Origin of the sequence: Gordonia sp. SL306 (assembly GCF_026625785.1) — a bacterium.
GTDB lineage: Bacteria > Actinomycetota > Actinomycetes > Mycobacteriales > Mycobacteriaceae > Gordonia.
The window spans coordinates 3,072,439-3,090,590 of the sequence record NZ_CP113063.1; the positions used below are offsets into that span (position 1 = coordinate 3,072,439).

General features: G+C 67.8%; 20 protein-coding genes. 9 read left to right on the top strand and 11 right to left on the bottom strand.

Annotated features, from left to right (window positions below; all coding sequences use genetic code 11):
* Positions 1-13: 13 nt before the first annotated feature.
* From OVA31_RS13975 to OVA31_RS14010, 8 genes are all read right to left on the bottom strand, one after another.
* Positions 14-1,228, bottom strand: a complete 1,215-nt coding sequence (locus OVA31_RS13975; protein ID WP_267631530.1) for a sensor histidine kinase — start codon at positions 1,226-1,228, stop codon at positions 14-16.
* 64 nt (positions 1,229-1,292) lie between these two features.
* On the bottom strand, positions 1,293-2,906 hold the full coding sequence (locus OVA31_RS13980; RefSeq protein ID WP_267627239.1) for a polyamine aminopropyltransferase: 1,614 nt from the start codon (positions 2,904-2,906) through the stop codon (positions 1,293-1,295).
* Between the two features lie 21 nt (positions 2,907-2,927).
* Positions 2,928-3,353: a DUF350 domain-containing protein gene (locus OVA31_RS13985; RefSeq protein ID WP_267627240.1), complete on the bottom strand. Its 426-nt coding sequence runs from the start codon at positions 3,351-3,353 to the stop codon at positions 2,928-2,930.
* Between the two features lie 93 nt (positions 3,354-3,446).
* Positions 3,447-4,037: a DUF4247 domain-containing protein gene (locus OVA31_RS13990; protein WP_267627241.1), complete on the bottom strand. Its 591-nt coding sequence runs from the start codon at positions 4,035-4,037 to the stop codon at positions 3,447-3,449.
* The gene (locus OVA31_RS13995; protein WP_267627242.1) at positions 4,034-4,558 is read right to left on the bottom strand and encodes a DUF2617 family protein; all 525 of its coding nucleotides are present in this window, start codon (positions 4,556-4,558) and stop codon (positions 4,034-4,036) included. The genes OVA31_RS13990 and OVA31_RS13995 overlap by 4 nt, the downstream gene beginning before the upstream one ends.
* Entirely contained in the window at positions 4,555-5,187 is a 633-nt protein-coding gene (locus OVA31_RS14000; protein WP_267627243.1) for a DUF4178 domain-containing protein, read from the bottom strand. The genes OVA31_RS13995 and OVA31_RS14000 overlap by 4 nt, the downstream gene beginning before the upstream one ends.
* 82 nt (positions 5,188-5,269) lie before the next feature.
* Positions 5,270-5,887 carry a response regulator gene (locus OVA31_RS14005; RefSeq protein ID WP_267627244.1) on the bottom strand — a complete coding sequence of 206 codons (618 nt, stop codon included), beginning with the start codon at positions 5,885-5,887 and terminating at the stop codon, positions 5,270-5,272.
* Entirely contained in the window at positions 5,884-7,152 is a 1,269-nt protein-coding gene (locus OVA31_RS14010; RefSeq protein WP_267627245.1) for a sensor histidine kinase, read from the bottom strand. Before OVA31_RS14010 ends, OVA31_RS14005 begins: the two co-directional genes overlap by 4 nt.
* Before the next feature lie 156 nt (positions 7,153-7,308).
* Between OVA31_RS14010 and OVA31_RS14015 the strand changes: the two genes are divergently transcribed.
* Both OVA31_RS14015 and OVA31_RS14020 read left to right on the top strand, forming a co-directional pair.
* Complete coding sequence (locus OVA31_RS14015) at positions 7,309-8,349, top strand: ABC transporter permease (RefSeq protein ID WP_267627246.1); 1,041 nt, start codon at positions 7,309-7,311, stop codon at positions 8,347-8,349.
* Positions 8,350-8,418: 69 nt separating this feature from the next.
* Positions 8,419-9,129: an ATP-binding cassette domain-containing protein gene (locus OVA31_RS14020; RefSeq protein WP_267627247.1), complete on the top strand. Its 711-nt coding sequence runs from the start codon at positions 8,419-8,421 to the stop codon at positions 9,127-9,129.
* 56 nt (positions 9,130-9,185) lie between these two features.
* On the opposite strand, the gene OVA31_RS14025 is transcribed toward OVA31_RS14020, so the two are convergent.
* Complete coding sequence (locus OVA31_RS14025; RefSeq protein ID WP_267627248.1) at positions 9,186-10,364, bottom strand: nitrate ABC transporter substrate-binding protein; 1,179 nt, start codon at positions 10,362-10,364, stop codon at positions 9,186-9,188.
* Between the two features lie 295 nt (positions 10,365-10,659).
* On the opposite strand from OVA31_RS14025, the gene OVA31_RS14030 reads away from it, so the two are divergent.
* From OVA31_RS14030 to groL, 5 genes are all read left to right on the top strand, one after another.
* Positions 10,660-11,439 carry an ABC transporter ATP-binding protein gene (locus OVA31_RS14030; RefSeq protein WP_267627249.1) on the top strand — a complete coding sequence of 260 codons (780 nt, stop codon included), beginning with the start codon at positions 10,660-10,662 and terminating at the stop codon, positions 11,437-11,439.
* Positions 11,436-12,302, top strand: coding sequence for an ABC transporter permease (locus OVA31_RS14035; RefSeq protein ID WP_267627250.1), 867 nt, complete (start codon positions 11,436-11,438; stop codon positions 12,300-12,302). Before OVA31_RS14030 ends, OVA31_RS14035 begins: the two co-directional genes overlap by 4 nt.
* Before the next feature lie 71 nt (positions 12,303-12,373).
* Positions 12,374-13,405 carry an isopenicillin N synthase family dioxygenase gene (locus OVA31_RS14040; RefSeq protein ID WP_267627251.1) on the top strand — a complete coding sequence of 344 codons (1,032 nt, stop codon included), beginning with the start codon at positions 12,374-12,376 and terminating at the stop codon, positions 13,403-13,405.
* Between the two features lie 43 nt (positions 13,406-13,448).
* Positions 13,449-14,099, top strand: a complete 651-nt coding sequence (locus OVA31_RS14045) for a GntR family transcriptional regulator (RefSeq protein WP_267627252.1) — start codon at positions 13,449-13,451, stop codon at positions 14,097-14,099.
* A 177-nt stretch (positions 14,100-14,276) separates the two neighbouring features.
* Positions 14,277-15,902 carry a chaperonin GroEL gene (groL, locus tag OVA31_RS14050; RefSeq protein WP_164307695.1) on the top strand — a complete coding sequence of 542 codons (1,626 nt, stop codon included), beginning with the start codon at positions 14,277-14,279 and terminating at the stop codon, positions 15,900-15,902.
* 5 nt (positions 15,903-15,907) lie between these two features.
* On the opposite strand, the gene OVA31_RS14055 is transcribed toward groL, so the two are convergent.
* On the bottom strand, positions 15,908-16,066 hold the full coding sequence (locus OVA31_RS14055; protein WP_267627253.1) for a hypothetical protein: 159 nt from the start codon (positions 16,064-16,066) through the stop codon (positions 15,908-15,910).
* Positions 16,067-16,075: 9 nt separating this feature from the next.
* Between OVA31_RS14055 and OVA31_RS14060 the strand changes: the two genes are divergently transcribed.
* A complete protein-coding gene (locus OVA31_RS14060) occupies positions 16,076-16,885 on the top strand; it encodes a tyrosine-protein phosphatase (protein WP_267627254.1) in 810 nt (269 codons plus the stop codon).
* Between the two features lie 46 nt (positions 16,886-16,931).
* On the opposite strand, the gene OVA31_RS14065 is transcribed toward OVA31_RS14060, so the two are convergent.
* Positions 16,932-17,408 carry a PaaI family thioesterase gene (locus tag OVA31_RS14065; RefSeq protein ID WP_267627255.1) on the bottom strand — a complete coding sequence of 159 codons (477 nt, stop codon included), beginning with the start codon at positions 17,406-17,408 and terminating at the stop codon, positions 16,932-16,934.
* Between the two features lie 38 nt (positions 17,409-17,446).
* Here OVA31_RS14065 and OVA31_RS14070 point away from each other — a divergent pair, with 38 nt between their 5' ends.
* The gene (locus tag OVA31_RS14070) at positions 17,447-18,073 is read left to right on the top strand and encodes a TetR/AcrR family transcriptional regulator (protein ID WP_420714039.1); all 627 of its coding nucleotides are present in this window, start codon (positions 17,447-17,449) and stop codon (positions 18,071-18,073) included.
* Positions 18,074-18,152 lie beyond the last annotated feature (79 nt).

Sequence of the window (18,152 nt, forward strand, 5' to 3'; positions counted from 1 at the left end):
CTTCACGGACGCGCTAGGCACGGATACCGGCGCGGAACTTGGGGACCCGCATGCCGACTCGGGTGCCCGCATCGATCCCGGTGTCGACCACTAGACCGTAATCGTTGCCGAACGCGGCCCGCAGCCGATGATCGACATTCGTGAGCCCCACGTGGGCGCCGTCGGATTCACTGCGGGCGGCGTTCTCGGCGGGGGTCAGGGCATCGATGTCCCCGGACCGCAGGAGTTCGGGGTCCATGCCGGCGCCGTCGTCCTCCACGGTGATCACGCAGTCGGCGCCTTCGTCGCGGGCGATGATCGTGATGGTGCCCCCACCCTTCCCCGCCAGCCCGTGCCGAACGGCGTTCTCCACGAGCGGCTGCAACGCGAGGAACGGCACGACGACATTCAGCACCTCCGGCGCCACCTGGAGCTTCACGTTCAGGGCCGGTCCGAACCGGGCGCGTTCGAGCGTCAGATACCGGTCGATGTTGCGCAACTCGTCCGCCAGCACGGTGTATTCGCCTGCGGCTCGAAAGGAGTACCGGGTGAAATCCGCGAAGTCGAGGATGAGTTCACGCGCCCGGTCGGGGTCGGTCCGCACGAACGACGCGATGGTGTTGAGGGCGTTGTAGATGAAATGCGGACTGATCTGTGCGCGCAGCGCGAGGACCTCCGCGCGATCGAGGCGTGCCCTCGACGCCTCGAGGTCGGCCAATTCGATCTGGCTCGATACGTACCGCGCCACCTCACCGACCGCGCCGAGCATGCCGGGTCCGGGCCGCTGGGTGGCGACCACCACGAGCACCCCGACGCTGCGGCCGTCGGCGATCAGCGGTTCGGCGACGAGTGCGCGGACCGGCGATTCCGGTCCGCACGGATCGTTCACCAGTACTCGTCGCTGATCCGGCTCCGCCGTCCGCGCCGCCCCTGCGGCGGCAGCGGTCAGGGCGTCATCCCACAGCGGATCGCTCTCGGGCTCGTGGGCCAGCAACTCGCCGATGGGATCGTAGAGGGCCAATGCATCGGCCGCGGTGAGCGCTCGCAGGTGCGGAAGGGCATCGCGTGCCGAGGAGGCCGAGAGTCCCGTGCGTAGCGATCGCGCCGCCTGCGACGCGGTCTGGAGTGCGAAGTGGACGGCACGCTCGGTCGGGGTGGTGACCACACGACGGGTGCGGATGAGCACCACCGCCGCGATGACGACGAGCACGGCCACCACCGCGAGAGCGATCGCCAGCTGTCCGGACATGGTCTCCACGATCCCACCTCCCCGGCCCGGTGTTCACCTGGACCGGCAAACCGGGAGGCCGAGCTCAGTACACCGACCACTCGCCCTGCGCGTATCGCAGGATGCGCGGGTCCATCAGGGTGGAGGGCGGAACGTCGACCGGGGGGCGGTCGGCGGGGAAGACCGCCGCCGAGGCCAGCTCGGCCTGACTGAGGAATCGCAGTGGTTTCGGGGGGTCCACCCGCAGAGCGGGTTTCGACGTCCCGGCCAACAGGTAGCCCCAGTCCCCGAACGACGGCACGTCGACGTGGTAGGGCGTGGTGGCCAAACCGGCTGCGCGGAGCGTCGCATCGATACACCAGAACGACTGCGGTGCGAAGTAGGGCGAACCCGCCTGCACAACGGCACGGCCGCCGTCGGCCAGATGCGCCCGGACGAGTGAATAGAATTCGGTGGAATACAGCTTGGCGGTGGCGGACTCATCCGGATCCGGCATGTCGACGACGATGACGTCGAAGCGGTCCCGGTTGTCCCGCAACCACGAGAACGCATCCGCGCTGACGACGGTGCTGCGCGGATCGTCCATCGATCCACGGTTCAGATCGCGCAGTCGGTGGTCGGAACGGGCCAGCCGGATCATCTCCGGGTCGAGCTCGACCAGCGTCGCCGACTCGACGTCGGGGTAGGTCAGCACCTCGCGTAGTGCGAGGCCGTCGCCGCCGCCGAGGATCAGCACGTTGCGATGCGGACCGGACAGGGCCGGATGCACCAACGACTCGTGATATCGGTATTCGTCGATCGACGAGAACTGCAGATCCCCGTTGAGATAGAGACGCGTGTCGGGCCCGACCGGGGTGCGGCGCTGGGTGATCACGATGTCCTGATACGGAGTGCGTTCGGCTGCGACGATCGGGTCGCGGAAGAGGGCCTGGCGGGCGGTCACCTCGAATCGGTCGGCCCACACCAGTCCCGCGATCAACGTGGCCACGACGCCGACGCCCACGACGCCGAGCACCAGCCCCCGGGTGCGGCCCAGATCGTGCCGGAACACCACGAACACCAGGAAACATCCGGCCGCGGCATTGACCAGTCCGACGACGAGGGCGCCTCGCAATTGCCCGAACAAGGGGAGCAGCAGAAACGGGAAACAGAGGCCGCCGACGAGCGCGCCGATGTAGTCCACCGCGAACATGTCCGCGACCGCTGACCCCGCGTCCTGGCGTCGGATTCGCTGCAGCAACACCATCAGCAGCGGGATCTCGGCACCGATCAGCAGGCCGAGCACGAACGCCATCGCCACCAGAGCGGGCGTGTACAGCGATAGGTAGGAGAACGCCGCGTAGAGCGCCATCACCGACAGTCCGCCGATCAGGGCGAGCGCCAGCTCGATGGCCGCGAACGTGGTGACGGCATGCGATTGCAGCGGTTTGGCGGCCAGCGACCCGATGCCCATTGCGAAGACCATCACCGCGAGCACGATGGAGGCCTGGGTGGCGGTGTTGCCGATCAGGAACGAGCCGAGTGACACCAGCGCGAGTTCGTAGACCAGACCGCATGCGGCGCAGACGAACACGACCGCGAGGAGCGCGGTGCGGGACCATCGGGCGCGTGCTCTCCCGGCAGGCTGCGCCCGATCGGCAGGCTGCGCCGTCTCGTCGTCGGCGGATGCGCCCGTCGCGGATTCCTCGGTGGTGGTCATGATTCTGCGGGTGCCGCGAGGTCAGAGGATCGCGGCGGCCACGATCAGCGCGATGCCGACATGGGTGACACCGTGGACCCAGACCGCCGGGTGGCTTTCGGGATGGACGACGAGTTCACCGAGCTTGCCCGGGGTGAACAGGTCGATGATCAGGAAGGTCGCCGTCATGATCACGATGCCGATGATCGTGTAGACCACGGTGTAGGTGAGGCCCTCCAGCAGGCGGCCCTGGCTCGCGACGATCGCGGCGGTGACGATGATGGCGACCGCCGCCAGATTGGAGCCGACCAGGATGCCCGCGTTGCGGTTGCGATCCGCCCACAGCTGGTGACGGAGGTTGCCGGGGGTCAGCACGTCGACGACGGCGAATGCCAGCAGCATGAGGACCATGCCGGTCGCGCCGTAGGCCGCTGCCGCGTAGGCATTCTCGATGAGTCTGGTGAGCACGGTGTCCTCCGGTTCAGGTGATGCTGGACGGTCGGGTGGGCAGATGGGGACCGATCGGTCGGCTCGGTCGGCTCGGTGAGATGGTGGTGCCGGTCATTTGCCACCACCGCCGGATCCGCCGCCTCGGTAACCGCTGCCGGAGCCGCCGAAATTCGGTGTCGGCACCCAGAAGGCGCCGATGAACGGGAGGTAGTGGTTGTATCCCGATCGGTAGTCGCGGCTGAGCATCACGCGGGTCGTGTTGGCGGCCAAGGGGAACAGCCCGATCAGATAGTCCGGGTACTGCAGGAACTGGCTGCCCGCGACGTTGGACGGATTCGCCGTGTCGCCGCTGCGCTGATCGTTGGGGCGCTCCACATCGCTCAACTCCGCGGCCACGGTATCGGGCGTCCCGTCGGCCACGTAGGCGTCGACGTCGCCTTCATCGAGGCTGGTGTCGCGCTGGAAGTGCGACGTGATGTAGTTGCGCGCGTTGGCATCGTCGCCCGCGAGGCCTCGGAACGCCTTCACCGAGCAGGTTCCGACGATGGCGAGGACGGCGATCAACACGATCGCGGCAACGGCGAGGTTCCGGGTTCGGCGCAGGCCGCCGCGAGGGTCGTCGTCGCGGCCGGACCCGGGGTCGGGACCGAATCCGTCCGGCGGCGGGGGCGGCGGTGATGGAGGACGTGGCGGCTGGGTCATCCGCCGGTCTCCGGAGTCCGGCGCAGCTCACTCGAGGTCACCACGAGCTCGGAGCATTGCGGATAGGTGTGCCAGGTCTGCCAGGTGAGGGCGTCGGCGTGTGCCGTCGCGATCACCGCGGTGATCGCGAGCGGCAGCCCGGGAAAGTGGCCCATCACCGCGGCGCCGCCGGCGTCGAGTTGGCGATCGATGCGGTGGTCGAGGTCGGCGACGATCGACTGCATCCGGTCGGTGTCGCACGACTCGATGTGTGAGGTGAACGTATAACCGTCCTCGACGACGGCTTCCGGCAGTGGTGCGTCCATGCCGGGCAGGCAGGCCACCGTCTCGCACAGCCGGCCGATGCCGTCGTCGACCACCACCTGATGGCTCGCGCCGAGCAGGCGCAGCGACACCGCGCTGTCACCGATGCGCCGATCGCAGCGTGCCAACGGCTCCTGGAGTTCGGCGGTCAGCGAGAAGGCGAGCCGGCGGGCGCTCGTGTCGGCATAGCGGACCTGCAGTCGCGTCTGGCCGATCACGATTCAGGAGTGGGGTCGGACGGGTAGATGCGGTACTCGCTGCGCTCGATCACCTCGCCGCGGGCGCACTCCCACCCGGATCCGAAATCCTCGAACGACAGGCGTTCGTCGCCCGCCTCGTAGTCGTGATAGCGCATCGAGCCGCGGGCGGCGAGACCGGTGGTGCCGGTCGAGGTGAACTCCGCCGACCCGGATTCGTCGGAGTGGTAGCGCCGGCCGTCCAACTCCAGACTGTCCGGTCCGGGGGTGAGCGTCACGCCCGTCAGCTCGTGCCACAGCACCACCTCGAGGTCGGGGTCGTCCTCGACCGAGATCCACGCTTTGCGGCCGGTGCCGGTGTCCAGGAAGTTCTCGGTCCAGATGTAGCCGCTCTGCGACAACCGGAGGGTCCCGCGGACCGCGAAGGTCTCGCCACGGAGGTCGACGAGGTCGCTCGGCTTCAGCAGACGAGGGTCACCGCGGACCGCGTCGTCGTCGGCGGTCGAGAACGGGTCGCCGGGTCGGTACGCCCGCTGCCGAAGCGCGTCGGATTCGGCCTGTCGCAACTTGCGGTTGCCCAGGAAGTTGAACACGACCACGACCGCGATGATCAGCAGCAGTGCGACGATGACGATCAGCAGGATCTCCACGCGCCCGACCCTATCGGTAACCCGCCGAAACGGACATCCCGCCCGTACGCGCGAATGACGGAACCCGATGGGGTGATCGTCGTCAGAGCAGTCCGCGTCGGCGGGCCTCGGCGACCACCCGCGTCCGGCTGTCCACGCCGAGCTTGTCGAAGATGTGCACCAGGTGGGACTTGACGGTGGCCTCGGAGATGGTGAGTGCGCGTGCGATGTCACGGTTGGAATCCCCGTCCGACAGCCGGCCCACGATCTCGAGTTCGCGTTGTGTGAGGGCGGTGTCCGGCGACTGCATCCTCCCGAGGAGCCGCGCCGCCACCGGCGGCGCCAGAACGGTCTCTCCGGCGGCCGCCGATCCGATCGCGCGGACGAGATCGTCGGGGTCGGCGTCCTTCAACAGGTAGCCGGTGGCGCCGGCCCGGACCGCGCGCAGGATGTCGCCGTCGGTCTCGTATGTGGTGAGGATCAGTACCCGCGGTGGATTCGGAAGCGCCCGAATGGATTCGGTTGCGTGCACCCCGTCACCGCCGCTGCCGAGACGCAAGTCCATCAGCACCACGTCGATGTCCTCACGCTGCACCGCGTCGAGCGCATCCGCAGCGGTACCGGCCTCCGCGGTGACCTCGATACCGTCGACCGGTGCCAGCACGGCGCGAAGGCCGGCCCGCACCACCGGGTGGTCGTCCACGAGGAGCAGGCGGATCATGTGCCGGCCTCCTTCCCAGCGGTCTCCTCCACAGCGGTCTTCACAACAGTGGCCTCGGGGACCACCGGGATCGTCGCCCGGACGGCGGTTCCGGCGCCGGCCTCGGACTCGACTGTCACGTCTCCGCCCCGCTCTGCCAGCCGGCTGCGCATGGCCGTGAGGCCGTAGCCGGTCCCGTCGGCGCGCAGGCCCTCGTGGGCTGCCGGATCGAATCCGACGCCGTCGTCGACGACGTCGATGCTGACCTCGTCGTCCTGATAGGTCAGGGTCATCGTCGCCGATTCGGCCGCGGCGTGCCGGCGGGCGTTGGACAAGGCTTCCTGTGCCGCGCGGAGCAGCGCGACCTGGGCCCCGGTGGGCAGCATGCGTGGCGTCCCGTGCTGTTCGAAGTCGGTGCGCAACCCGAACGCGGAACTGTCGTCGGCGAGTGATCGGAGCGCCTGGGTGAAACCGTCTCTCTCGAGCGCCGCCGGGTTCAGCCCGAGGACGAACCGTCTGGTCTCGGCGAGCGCACCGGTCGCGGTGTCGAGCGCCGTGTGCAGCTGTTCCGAGCGATCTGTCGGGGTGGACGGTCGCAGCGCCGCACGTAGCAACATGATCACACTCGCCAGACTCTGTCCTACGGTGTCATGGATCTCCCGTGCGAGGCGCTCGCGTTCGGCGAGTCGACCGGCCTCGTGTTCGCGGATCGCCAGGGCTTCTTGGGTCCGCATGAGCTCCTCGAGGAGGCGCCGGCGTTCGTCGGACTGGGCTCGCAGCCGCTGATAGATCTCGGTCATCACCGCGGCGCAGGCCACCCCGATGACCGGGCCGAAGATCGCTCCCGCCACCCACCGGCCCTGATGTGCGGCGAACCCGATCGCCGCCGCGAGAGCGATCGTGACCTCGATGGGTATCGCCGCCCGGACGGGAAACAGATGCCAGACCAGCAACGCGAGCAGGAACGCCAGCCACACGAACTCACCGGACAGTACGACGAGGCCCAGCCAGATCAGGATCAACCCGGCCAACCACAGTCGGGCGATCCGCCCGCGTTTGCGTGAGACCCACACCGCGCCGACGCCGTACCAGCCGGCGGTCGCGAGCGCGGCCAGGACCGGGACCACCGGGGTGGACGACGCCATTGCGGCCCGCACCGCTCCGAGCGCGAGCAGCACGGCGAACAACACGTGTCCGGCCAGCAGCACGTGCCGATCGGCCTCGGGCGCCGCTCCATCACCCGGCGGGGTGCCGGGGGGATCGAACTGACGACGGGGCGGGGTCACACCCACAAGTATCCCCACCAGGCACCCGGCACCGCCTCCAACTTTTGATGGACTTCCGGCTCGGCCGAACGAGCCCCCGAAACCCATCGGTGCGTCGATGCATCGCAACCCGACGCCGCCGAGGCTGGAGATATCGGCAGCGACGAAGGGAGTGCGGTGTTCATCGGCATCCGCGACATCAGATTCGCCAAGGGGCGATTCATCTTGATCTGTGCCGTCATCGCGATGATGACGTTCATGGTGGTGGCGCTCTCGGCGCTGACCAATGGCTTGCAGAGCCAGTCGATTTCGGCGATCAGCAGGTTGCCGGGGCAGACCCTGGTGCTTCAGGACACCGCCGGGCCGGAGGGTCCGTCACTGTCGCAGAGTGAGCTCGACGACTCGACAGTCCGTCGCATCATCGACGAGAACGGCGGTGACGCATCCGAACTCGGCGTGACGACCACCCGGATCACGCATGGCGAGGTCACCTCGACGGCGGCCGTCTTCGGCGCCGCGAGCAGTCTGATGCCGACGCCCGACGTCGGCGGGTCACCGCGGTCGGGCGGCATCCTGCTCACCCCCGAGCAGGCAGACGCGTTGGGCGTCGGGATCGGTGACGCGGTCACCGTCGGCCCGACCCGCCTGCGGGTCGACGCCATCGGCCCGGCAGGCGACTACGCCCACACACCGGTCGCGTACACGCCGATGGCCACCTGGCGCGAGCTGTCGCACGGCCAGGACGCGACTGCGGTGGTGCTGTCCGGCGGCGCGGCCGATGTCCCCGGAACGGTGAGCGTGTCGATGTCGAAAGCCGTGGACACCGTTCCCGGTTACCGCTCGGAGCGCGGGTCGCTGCTGGCGATCCAGGCGATGCTGCTGGCGATCTCCGCACTGGTCGTCGGTGCGTTCTTCGCCGTGTGGACGGTGCAGCGCCTGCGCGATCTCGCCGTGGTGCGTGCACTGGGCGCCAACCGCTGGTACCTGCTGCGGGACGGTTTCGGGCAGGCCGTGCTCGTCTTGTTCGCCGGCGAGATGGTCGGTGCGCTTCTCGGGATCGGCCTGGCGGCGGCCGCATCGGCGGTGGTCCCGGTGGCCCTGACCGCAGACGGCATCGCCTTGCCCGTGGTCGCGATGACGGTGCTCGGGAGCGCAGGCGCGCTTCTGGCGGTACGCCGGGTCACCGTTGTCGATCCCGTCGTCGCGATGTCGCGGTGATCCGGTTCTCGCCACACCGCGACCTCGACCTCGAATATCCGTCCACCCGATCCGACCAGGAGCCTCATCATGAGTCTGTTGCTTTCCGACGTCACGCTCACCTTTGCCGACGGCCGCGGCCGGCTGACGGCCCTCGACGACGTCGGGCTCGACGTCCCGAACGGAGGTTTCGTGGCGGTGACCGGACCGTCCGGATCCGGCAAATCGAGTCTCCTGTCCGTCGCGGGCACGCTTTTGACCCCGGACTCGGGGACCGTCGAGATCGACGGCATACCGACGACGGGCCTCTCCGACGAAGAGCGGGCACGGATACGGCGAGACCGCATCGGGTTCGTGTTCCAGCAGGACAATCTGCTGCCATCGCTGACCGCCCTGGACCAACTGCTGCTGACCGTCGATCTGCGCGGACAGAAGCCGGCGCGGCATCGGGACGAGGCGATGGCGCTGCTCGACGACGTCGGTGTGGTCGCGGCGGCCGGCCGCCGGCCGCACGAGCTGTCCGGAGGGATGCGGCAGCGAGTGAACATCGCCCGGGCGCTGATGGGAACGCCGTCGTTGCTGCTCGTCGACGAGCCGACCTCGGCACTGGACACCGAGCGGGGCCGGGCGGTCATCGAGTTGATCGGCACCCTCGTCCGGGACCGGGATGTCGCCGCCGTGCTCGTGAGTCACGACGTGGATTCCATGTCGGTGGCGCCGGGGCGCGGCGTTGACCTCATGCTGCAGATGCGCGACGGTCGTCTCGACTCGCCTGCGCGGACTTCGCCTTCGCCCGCCTGACCGGATGGCACGACCGCCCGGAGCCGGGTGGCCACCGGGCGGTCGTCACCGTGCCGTCAGCGCACCTGGTCGCTGACGAACCGGGTCGTGTAGATCTGGTCGGCCGGGAGGTTCGCGGGCAGGTTCGCACCGCCTGCGTTCAGGATCGGGACGAGATCGTCGACCGTCGACTGCGCCTTGGCCATGTCGTAGCTCCCGTACACGCCGTCGGTGCCCGGTGCGATGACTGCCTCGTCCTTCAGGAGTTTCGCCGAGTAGGCCGCCTCGCCTGCGCTGTACGGGGTGAAGGCGACGTCCTTGGACACCCAGTCGACGATCGTCGCGTTGATCGCGTCGGGGGAGTTCACGTAGTCCTTGCCGGTCTGCTGGATCATCGGCACCAGCTTCTGCAGGCACGGCGACATCTGCTCGAGCTTGTCGGCCCGCACCGACACGTTCGACGCGTAGACGTCGTAGCCGGCGTCCTTGACCATCTCGTAGGCGACCGGCTTGTCCCACGACGGCGTCTCGTGCTCATAGGTGTACGGCTCGGAGTTGGCGAAGCCCTGCTGGGTGATGGTGGGGTCGCCGACGAATCGCGCCGGTGCACCGTCATAGCTGGTGTCGAGCTGACTCTCCTTCAGCAGGCCCTTGGCCACCAGCCATTGCGGGAAGATCTGGTCCTTGGAGACCACCACGCTGGCGTTCGTCTTGCCGATGTCGGCGATCGTCTTCTGGTCCGGGTGCGATGCCGGGTCCCACATGATGATCGACGGGTTGTACTGCAGCAGCGGGGTGACGCCGACGACGCGCTGGTCTTTGGCGGCAGAGATCAGCTGATCGCCGTGCACCAGCCCGAGGTCGATCGAGTCGTCGGCGTACATCGCCGAGGCGACCGACTGGAAACCGATCGCTGGGCCGCCGGCACGCAGCGTGATGTCGACGCCGGTGTCCTTGCCGTCGAACGCCAGCGGGCCGGTCACCGACTTCTTCTCGGTGTCCACCGTGTAGCCGGGCCCGAGGAGGCCGATCACTCCGGCCATGTCCGACTGCGGCTGCCACTGAAGTTGCACCACAACGTCTTTCGGGCACACATTGGCGAGGCTTTGCGCGGCGGGGGCGGGTTCGAGGCTGACCGCGGCGGTGCTGTCGGTGCCGGAGTCGGTACAGCCGGCGAGTGCCGCCGCGCAGACGGCCGCCATTGCGACGGCGGCCACGCGCGATCGGCGTGCGGTGATGAGGGAGCGAGCTGTCATGAGAACTCCTGCTGAGCCGGTGAATGTCGCGGGCAATTCGCGATCTACATGTAAATCTAAAGGCTGTGCGTCTGCGTCGCCAACCGGCCTCAGGTGCGTCGGAGATCCGTGAGCGAGACGGAGGTATGTCGATAAATGCAGGTAAAAGCAACTTGGTGATGCTCAACCACGCGGCTCGAGGCGACTTTCGTCATGCACTGTTTACACGTCGACACGAAAACGAAATGCATGTACAGAAAGATATGTCGCACCGAACGATCGACCATCTACATGTACTTCAAACCTGGGAGAGTTCATGGGCCTCGTCGACACGATGAACGACGTGGATGCGCGTCACCTCACGAAGGGCGTTGTCGTCTCGGCGTCTGGTGTGACCAAACAGTTCGACTCGGGGACCATGGCGCTGGCCGGCATCGACCTCGACATCGCCGAGGGTGACTTCGCCGCGATGGTCGGCCCGTCGGGCTGCGGCAAGTCCACCCTGCTGCGGATGGCCGCAGGCCTCGAACGTCCGACAGAGGGCACGGTCGCGCTCGCCACCGAGTCGGTCGGGTTCATCTTCCAGGAGCCGACGCTCTTGCCGTGGCGGTCGGTGCGCGCCAACGTCGAGCTGTGTGCCGAGCTCGCGCGATTGCCCAAGGCGCAGAGGCGGTCTCGCGCGCAGTCCGCCATCGACGCGGTTGGCCTGACCGGGTTCGAGTCGCAGCTGCCACGCATGCTCTCCGGCGGCATGAAGATGCGGTGCTCGTTGGCGCGGACGCTGACCTCCGAACCCGAGGTGATGCTGCTCGACGAACCCTTCGGCGCCCTCGACGAGATGACCCGTCTCGACATGCAGACCGAGTTGCAGCGGCTCTATGACCAACGGCGATTCACCGCCATGTTCATCACCCACTCGGTGTCGGAGGCGGTATTCCTGGCCAATCGAGTGATCGTGATGTCGGCCAGGCCCGGTCGGATCACCGCCGACATCCGGATCGATTTCCCCTATCCACGCGACCCCGATCTCCGGTTCGACGCCCGGTTCACCGAGTACGTCGCCGAGATCTCCGAGACCCTGCGAGGCCAACGATGACCACCGCGATGATCCCGCCATTGACCACTGACGCCACGGCCCCGCCGGCCCCATCGGGCCGGACGGCCACCGCCTCGGCGCGCCGCACGTCGGTGCCGGTGTCGATCCTGCGCTATGGCCTGCCGCCGCTGATCTCCCTTGCCGTCGCGATCGCGATCTGGTATTTCGTCAGCTATGTGGTCCTCAGTCCCGCAAGGCAATTCCTGCTGCCGCCCCCGCAGGAGGTACTGACCCACTCGCTGCTCGACCGCGCCCACGTGGAGCCGATGCTCGAGGCGCTGATGGTGACCGCGAAGGTGAGCCTCGTCGGCTTCCTGTTCGCGGCGCTCGTCGGCGTGTCGATCGGGGTGGTGATGAGCCGAGGCTCCTTCCTCGAACGCGCGATCTACCCGTGGGCGGTTGTGCTGCAGGTGATCCCGGTCCTGGCCATCGTGCCGCTCATCGGTCTGTGGTTCGGCTACGGCATGGTCGCGCGCACCATCGTGTGTGTGATCATCGCGATCTTCCCGATCATCGCCAACACACATTTCGGGCTGGTGTCGGTGGACAAGGGCGCGCACGAGTTGTTCACGCTGTCCCGCGCATCCGGCGTCCAGCGGCTGATCAAACTCGAGTTCCCGTCGGCGATGCCGTCGATGATGACCGGCTTCCGCACTGCCTCGGGGCTCGTGGTGGTCGGCGCCATCATCGGCGACATGTTCTTCGCCAAGGGCCAGCCGGGGATCGGCACGCTGCTCGACATCTATCGCGCACGACTACAGTCCGACGACCTCATCGCCGCGATCGTGCTCGCGTCGCTGTTCGGCATCGTCGTCTTCGGCATCTTCAGCGTCCTCAACGCGATGGTCAACCGTCGTCGCTGAAGCCCGATCCCTGAGGAGCCCGCGACGTACAAGCGTCGTCACGAAGGGTCCACTTCCGTAGAGAGGCAACAATGTTCACTGTCCCCATCGTCGACATCTCCAGCTACGTCGATCCGAGCGGTGCCGCCGCCGAGCGCGCTCGAGTGGCACGTGAACTCGATACCGCTTGCAGCGAGGTCGGATTCGTCCAGATCGTCGGGCACGGCATCGAGCGGGAGACGATCGACGGACTCGCGGCCGCACTCGACGAGTTCTTCGCCCTGCCGCTCGAGGCCAAGAAGCGCTACACCCGCCCGGGCGAGAACCGCGGCTACAGCCCGCCGAAGAGCGAATCGCTCAGCATGAGCCTCGGGGTGGCGGCGGCCAACCAGATGAACGACTTCTACGAGGCGTTCACCGTCGGCTCGGAACAGGCCTGGTTCGACGGGGTCGAACTGCCGGCCACGAGCTATCCCGCCAACACCTGGCCGGCCGCGGCGCCGGGATTCCGTCCGGCCGTCGAGGCGTGGTTCGACGCCGCACGGTCGGTGTCGCGGGTGCTGTTGACCGCCTGCACCGATGCGCTTGGGCTCGATCCCGGCCACTTCGACGCCATGGTCGACCATTCGATCGACGCGTTGAAGATGAACAACTACACACTCCCGGAAGGCGACATCGACCTCGCCGGCGAGCTCACCGGGATGGGTGCCCACACCGATTTCGGGATCCTCACCGTGTTGTGGGCAGACCAGGTGCCGGGTCTCCAGGTCCTCGACCACGTCGGGACCTGGCACGACGTCCAGCCCGCCGACGGAGCGTTGCTGGTCAACCTCGGGGACGCGATGGCGCGCTGGACCAACGACCGTTGGCGCTCGACCGTGCACCGGGTCGACCCGCCCGTCGTCGACGGCCGGATCATCCGGCGGAGGTCGGCGGCCTTCTTCTTCGACGGCAACCACGACGCCGTGATCGAGACGCTGCCCGGGTGCGCGATCCCGGGCCGTCCCGATTACCCGCCGATCACCATCGCCGAGCACATCAACGCCAAGCTCGCCGGCATGAAGTCGGGCGTGGTGCCCGACGGCGCCGACCGTGAGGCGAAGCGCGTGATGGCAGCCAGATGAGATTCCGGACGGCTGCCGGGAGAGAACTTAGGCTTGAGCAACGATGAGCATCCCCACGACCGACGGCGCCCTGCTGACGCAGGCCGTCCTGCGGCAGCTGCGCGACGAGATCTTCTCCGGGAAGCTGAGCCCGGGCACGTCGCTCTCGGTGCCAGGGCTGGCCTCCCGACTCGAGGTCTCGCGCAGTCCCGTCCGCGAGGCGGTGCAGCAGCTCGTCGTCGACGGTCTGGCCGTCTACACCCCGCGGGCGGGCGCCAAGGTCGCGGATTTCGACGAGGACATGTTGCGGCACGTGTTCGAGGTCCGGGAGGTGCTCGACGGCCTCGCCGCGCGGCAGGCGACCGCCCTGGTCACCCTGGCCGAGCTCGAGGACCTGTGGGTCCGCGTCCGGGAACAGGAGACGCTGCTCGACGCTGCTCCCGACCACCGGCGTGATGCCGACCTCGACCTCGACTTCCACACCGAGGTCCGCGCGGTGTCGGCGAACAAGCCGCTGTGCGACGCGCTGCTCCGACTGGACACCCAGACCCACCTGTACCGCTCGGATATGTGGTCGCACGACGTGAACCGGCGGCTGGCCGTCGCCGAACACCGGCGGATCGTCGCCGCGCTGGAGGCCGGTGACGCCGACGAGGCCGAACGCGCCGCCAAGGCCCATGCGTCCGGGGTGCTGGTGCGGCTGCTGCGGAAGTGACCACCACCTTGCACTCGCCCCGGTCGAGTGCTAAAAACGAGTTTGGCACTCGCAAGCTGTGAGTGCCAGGTCGGGACGGTGAGACCGGTACCGAATGACACACCGGTCGTCCGTCGCGGGCACCGAGTTCCGGCCATAGATACCTGGTGTCACCCCCTATCGGAGGATCACTTACCCATGGCCAAGCAAATCGCGTTCGACGAAGAGGCCCGTCGCGGCCTCGAGCGGGGCCTGAACAGCCTCGCCGACGCAGTGAAGGTGACGTTGGGACCCAAGGGTCGCAACGTCGTCCTGGAGAAGAAGTGGGGCGCCCCCACGATCACCAACGATGGTGTGTCCATCGCCAAGGAGATCGAGCTGGAGGACCCGTACGAGAAGATCGGTGCCGAGCTCGTCAAGGAGGTCGCCAAGAAGACCGACGACGTCGCAGGCGACGGCACCACCACCGCCACCGTCCTGGCACAGGCTCTCGTTCGTGAGGGTCTGCGCAACGTCGCTGCCGGCGCCAACCCGCTGGGTCTGAAGCGCGGCATCGAGAAGGCCGTCGAGGCCGTCACCGAGTCCCTCCTGAAGAGCGCCAAGGAGGTCGAGACCAAGGAGCAGATCGCTGCCACCGCAGGTATCTCGGCGGGCGACTCCTCGATCGGCGAGCTCATCGCCGAGGCGATGGACAAGGTCGGCAAGGAAGGCGTCATCACCGTCGAGGAGGCTCAGACCTTCGGGCTGCAGCTGGAGCTCACCGAGGGCATGCGCTTCGACAAGGGCTACGTCTCGGGCTACTTCGTGACCGACGCCGATCGTCAGGAAGCCGTCCTCGAGGATCCGTACATCCTGCTCGTCTCGGGCAAGGTGTCGACCGTCAAGGACCTGCTGCCGCTGCTGGAGAAGGTCATCCAGGCCGGCAAGCCGCTGCTGATCATCGCCGAGGACGTCGAGGGCGAAGCCCTCTCGACCCTGGTCGTCAACAAGATCCGCGGCACCTTCAAGTCCGTCGCCGTCAAGGCTCCGGGCTTCGGTGACCGTCGCAAGGCCATGCTGGCCGACATCGCCATCCTCACCGGTGGCGAGGTCATCAGCGAAGAGGTCGGCCTCTCGCTCGAGGGTGCAGGCGTCGAGCTGCTCGGTACCGCCCGCAAGGTCGTCGTGACCAAGGACGAGACCACCATCGTCGACGGCGCAGGCGATGCCGACGCGATCGCCGGTCGCGTGGCGCAGATCCGCAGCGAGATCGAGAACAGCGACTCCGACTACGACCGTGAGAAGCTGCAGGAGCGTCTGGCCAAGCTGGCCGGCGGTGTTGCGGTCATCAAGGCCGGCGCGGCCACCGAGGTCGAGCTCAAGGAGCGCAAGCACCGCATCGAGGACGCTGTCCGCAATGCGAAGGCTGCCGTCGAAGAGGGCATCGTCGCCGGTGGTGGCGTGGCCCTGCTGCAGTCCGAGGCTGCGATCTCCGGTCTGTCGCTGACCGGTGACGAGGCCACCGGCGCCAACATCGTGCGCGTCGCGCTCGAGGCTCCGGCCAAGCAGATCGCCATCAACGCCGGGCTCGAGCCGGGCGTCGTGGCCGACAAGGTTCGCAACTCCCCGCTGGGCACCGGCCTCAACGCCGCGACCGGCGAGTACGAGGACCTGCTGGCCCGTGGCATCAACGACCCGGTGAAGGTCACCCGCTCGGCGCTGCAGAACGCTGCGTCGATCGCGGCTCTGTTCCTCACCACCGAGGCCGTCGTCGCCGACAAGCCGGAGAAGAATCCGGCCCCGGCAATGCCGGGTGGCGACGAGATGGGCGGCATGGGCTTCTGATCTGATCAGAACCCGAGCGCACAGCTCAGCTTCACGACCGAAGGCCGGTCACCCCACGTGGGTGGCCGGCCTTCGGCTTTCTCGCCGATCGTGCGCAGTTTCTCGCCGATCGGGCACAGTTTCTCGCCGAGTGTGCGCTCACCGGCCATCCGCCGGTCTGCCACGATGGAGCCATGACAGATCCGACCGTCGAGCACCTCCAACTCACCACTGTCGCCAACCTCCGGGATGTCGGGGGATGGGAGGCGACCGATGGTCGTCGCGTCGTCACGGGGCGACTGTTCCGCTCGGCGGCGCTCGACAAAGCGTCCGACGCCGACCGTGCGTATCTGGCGGGGCTCGGTATCCGCACCGTCTACGACCTCCGCTCGGAGGCCGAGGCGGAAGCCCAACCGGATCCGGTGATCGACGGTGTGCGAGGTGTCCACCTCGACGTGCTCGCCGACGCGATGTCGGTGAGTGCGCCGGCCAACCTCGACAAGGTGCTCGCCGACCCGGTGACCGTCGCGGCGGCCAACGACAAGCTCGCCGACGGCAGCGGGATCGAGCGGATGATCGAGGCCTACCGCGAACTCGTGAACCTACCGAGCGCGCTGAACTCGTATCAGGCGTTCTTCCGCGGTCTGCTCGACGGCTCGCCCGCACTGTTCCACTGCACCGCCGGCAAGGACCGGACCGGCTGGGCCGCAGCCGCTTTCCTCACGCTGATGGGCGTCGACCGGGACGGCGTCTACGGCGACTACCTGCTCACCAACGATCTGTTCCTCCCGGCCATTGCGCCGGTCTTCGACGGTTTTGAGGCGGCCGGTGGGAATCCCGACCTCCTCCGACCGCTGCTCGGGGTGCAGGAGGCTTATCTCGACGCGGCGTTCGCCGAACTCGATCAACGATTCGGGACCATCGAGGACTACTTCGCCGAGGGACTCGGCATCGATGCCGCAGCACAGGACGAGTTGCGCGATCGGTTCCTCGACGCCGGGTGACCGATCAGGGTATCCGGATCACCGTCTTTCACGTCGGCGGTGGGAGTCAGCGGAACACGATGCATGTCGTGGTCCCGTGCGCGACGAGCTTGCCGTCGTCGGCGAACACCTTGCCCTCGGCGGTCGCCGTGCGTCCGCCGACGTGGATGACCGTGCCGACCGCGGTGAGTTCGCCTGCGTCGACGGCCACCGATCGGATGTAGTTGATCTTGAGTTCCAGCGTGGTGTAGCCGACCCCGGCCGGCAGCGTCGTGTGGACGGCGCAGCCCATCACCGAATCCAGCAGCGTCGCGCAGATGCCGCCGTGCACGGTGCCCAACGGGTTCGCGAAGTCGGCCTGCGGGGTGACAGTGAACGACACCCGCCCTTCGTCGATCTCCTTGGCGCTCATGCCGAGGAGTCGCCAGATGCCCGGACGGTCGGGGTCGGGGTTGCTCATCGCGGTCCGCAGCAGTTGCAGCCCGGTCATGGCGGACGGGTCCAGAATCTCGGTGTCAGGGCTCATGACTATGTAGGATGGCATAGAACACGCCGATTATGAAGATCTGCATAGGGAGTGTGATGAGTTCGGTAGACGGGCATCCTGCGGAGACGAGGTCTCCGGAGGGGTTGCGGCCGCGTGCGGCCGAGCGCGGTCCGCGCGAGCGCATGGTCGTCCATGCGGCCGATCTGATCGGCCGTGACGGGGTGGCGGCGACATCGATCGGCGACGTGATCGCCGCTAGTTCGGCTCCCCGCGGGTCCATCTACCACCACTTCCCGGGCGGCAAGACCCAGCTGATGACCGAGGCCGTGCGGCACGCAGGCGACTACATGGCCGGTCGGATCAGCAGCGAGAGCTCGGCAACCCCCGCCGAGGCCGTCGCCGAGATCGGTGACGTCTGGCGCCGGATGCTGGTGACCACCGATTTCGAGTTCGGATGTCCCGTTCTGGCTGGTGGCCTCGCCCGCCGGTCCGAGCCGGAGGTGGCCGACGAGGCCGAGCAGATCTTCGGCCGTTGGACGCGGCTGATCTCCACGCGTCTGGTCCACGAGGGTGTGGAGGCGCAACGGGCAGATTCGTTGGCCCATCTGATCATCGCGGCGATCGAGGGTGCCGTCGGGCTGTGCCAGACCCAGCGAACCGTCGAACCGCTCGACCGGGTGATCGGCGAATTGGCAGGTCTGTGTGAGGCTGCGGCCGCCTGATCACACTCCCCGGCGTCAAGTTGCCTGGTCGTGTCGCGTAGGTTCTACTCCCAGGACACGCGTGCGTCCACGTGGTATA

Excerpts from the sequence above, each read along its gene's own strand:
- OVA31_RS13975 (WP_267631530.1), bottom strand. The coding sequence starts at position 1,228 with ATGTCCGGACAGCTGGCGATCGCTCTCGCGGTGGTGGCCGTGCTCGTC.
- OVA31_RS13980 (WP_267627239.1), bottom strand. The coding sequence starts at position 2,906 with ATGACCACCACCGAGGAATCCGCGACGGGCGCATCCGCCGACGACGAG.
- OVA31_RS13990 (WP_267627241.1), bottom strand. The coding sequence starts at position 4,037 with ATGACCCAGCCGCCACGTCCTCCATCACCGCCGCCCCCGCCGCCGGAC.
- OVA31_RS14005 (WP_267627244.1), bottom strand. The coding sequence starts at position 5,887 with ATGATCCGCCTGCTCCTCGTGGACGACCACCCGGTGGTGCGGGCCGGC.
- OVA31_RS14020 (WP_267627247.1), top strand. The coding sequence starts at position 8,419 with ATGAGTCTGTTGCTTTCCGACGTCACGCTCACCTTTGCCGACGGCCGC.
- OVA31_RS14025 (WP_267627248.1), bottom strand. The coding sequence starts at position 10,364 with ATGACAGCTCGCTCCCTCATCACCGCACGCCGATCGCGCGTGGCCGCC.
- OVA31_RS14030 (WP_267627249.1), top strand. The coding sequence starts at position 10,660 with ATGGGCCTCGTCGACACGATGAACGACGTGGATGCGCGTCACCTCACG.
- OVA31_RS14035 (WP_267627250.1), top strand. The coding sequence starts at position 11,436 with ATGACCACCGCGATGATCCCGCCATTGACCACTGACGCCACGGCCCCG.
- OVA31_RS14040 (WP_267627251.1), top strand. The coding sequence starts at position 12,374 with ATGTTCACTGTCCCCATCGTCGACATCTCCAGCTACGTCGATCCGAGC.
- OVA31_RS14045 (WP_267627252.1), top strand. The coding sequence starts at position 13,449 with ATGAGCATCCCCACGACCGACGGCGCCCTGCTGACGCAGGCCGTCCTG.
- groL (WP_164307695.1), top strand. The coding sequence starts at position 14,277 with ATGGCCAAGCAAATCGCGTTCGACGAAGAGGCCCGTCGCGGCCTCGAG.
- OVA31_RS14060 (WP_267627254.1), top strand. The coding sequence starts at position 16,076 with ATGACAGATCCGACCGTCGAGCACCTCCAACTCACCACTGTCGCCAAC.
- OVA31_RS14065 (WP_267627255.1), bottom strand. The coding sequence starts at position 17,408 with ATGCCATCCTACATAGTCATGAGCCCTGACACCGAGATTCTGGACCCG.
- OVA31_RS14070 (WP_420714039.1), top strand. The coding sequence starts at position 17,447 with ATGAGTTCGGTAGACGGGCATCCTGCGGAGACGAGGTCTCCGGAGGGG.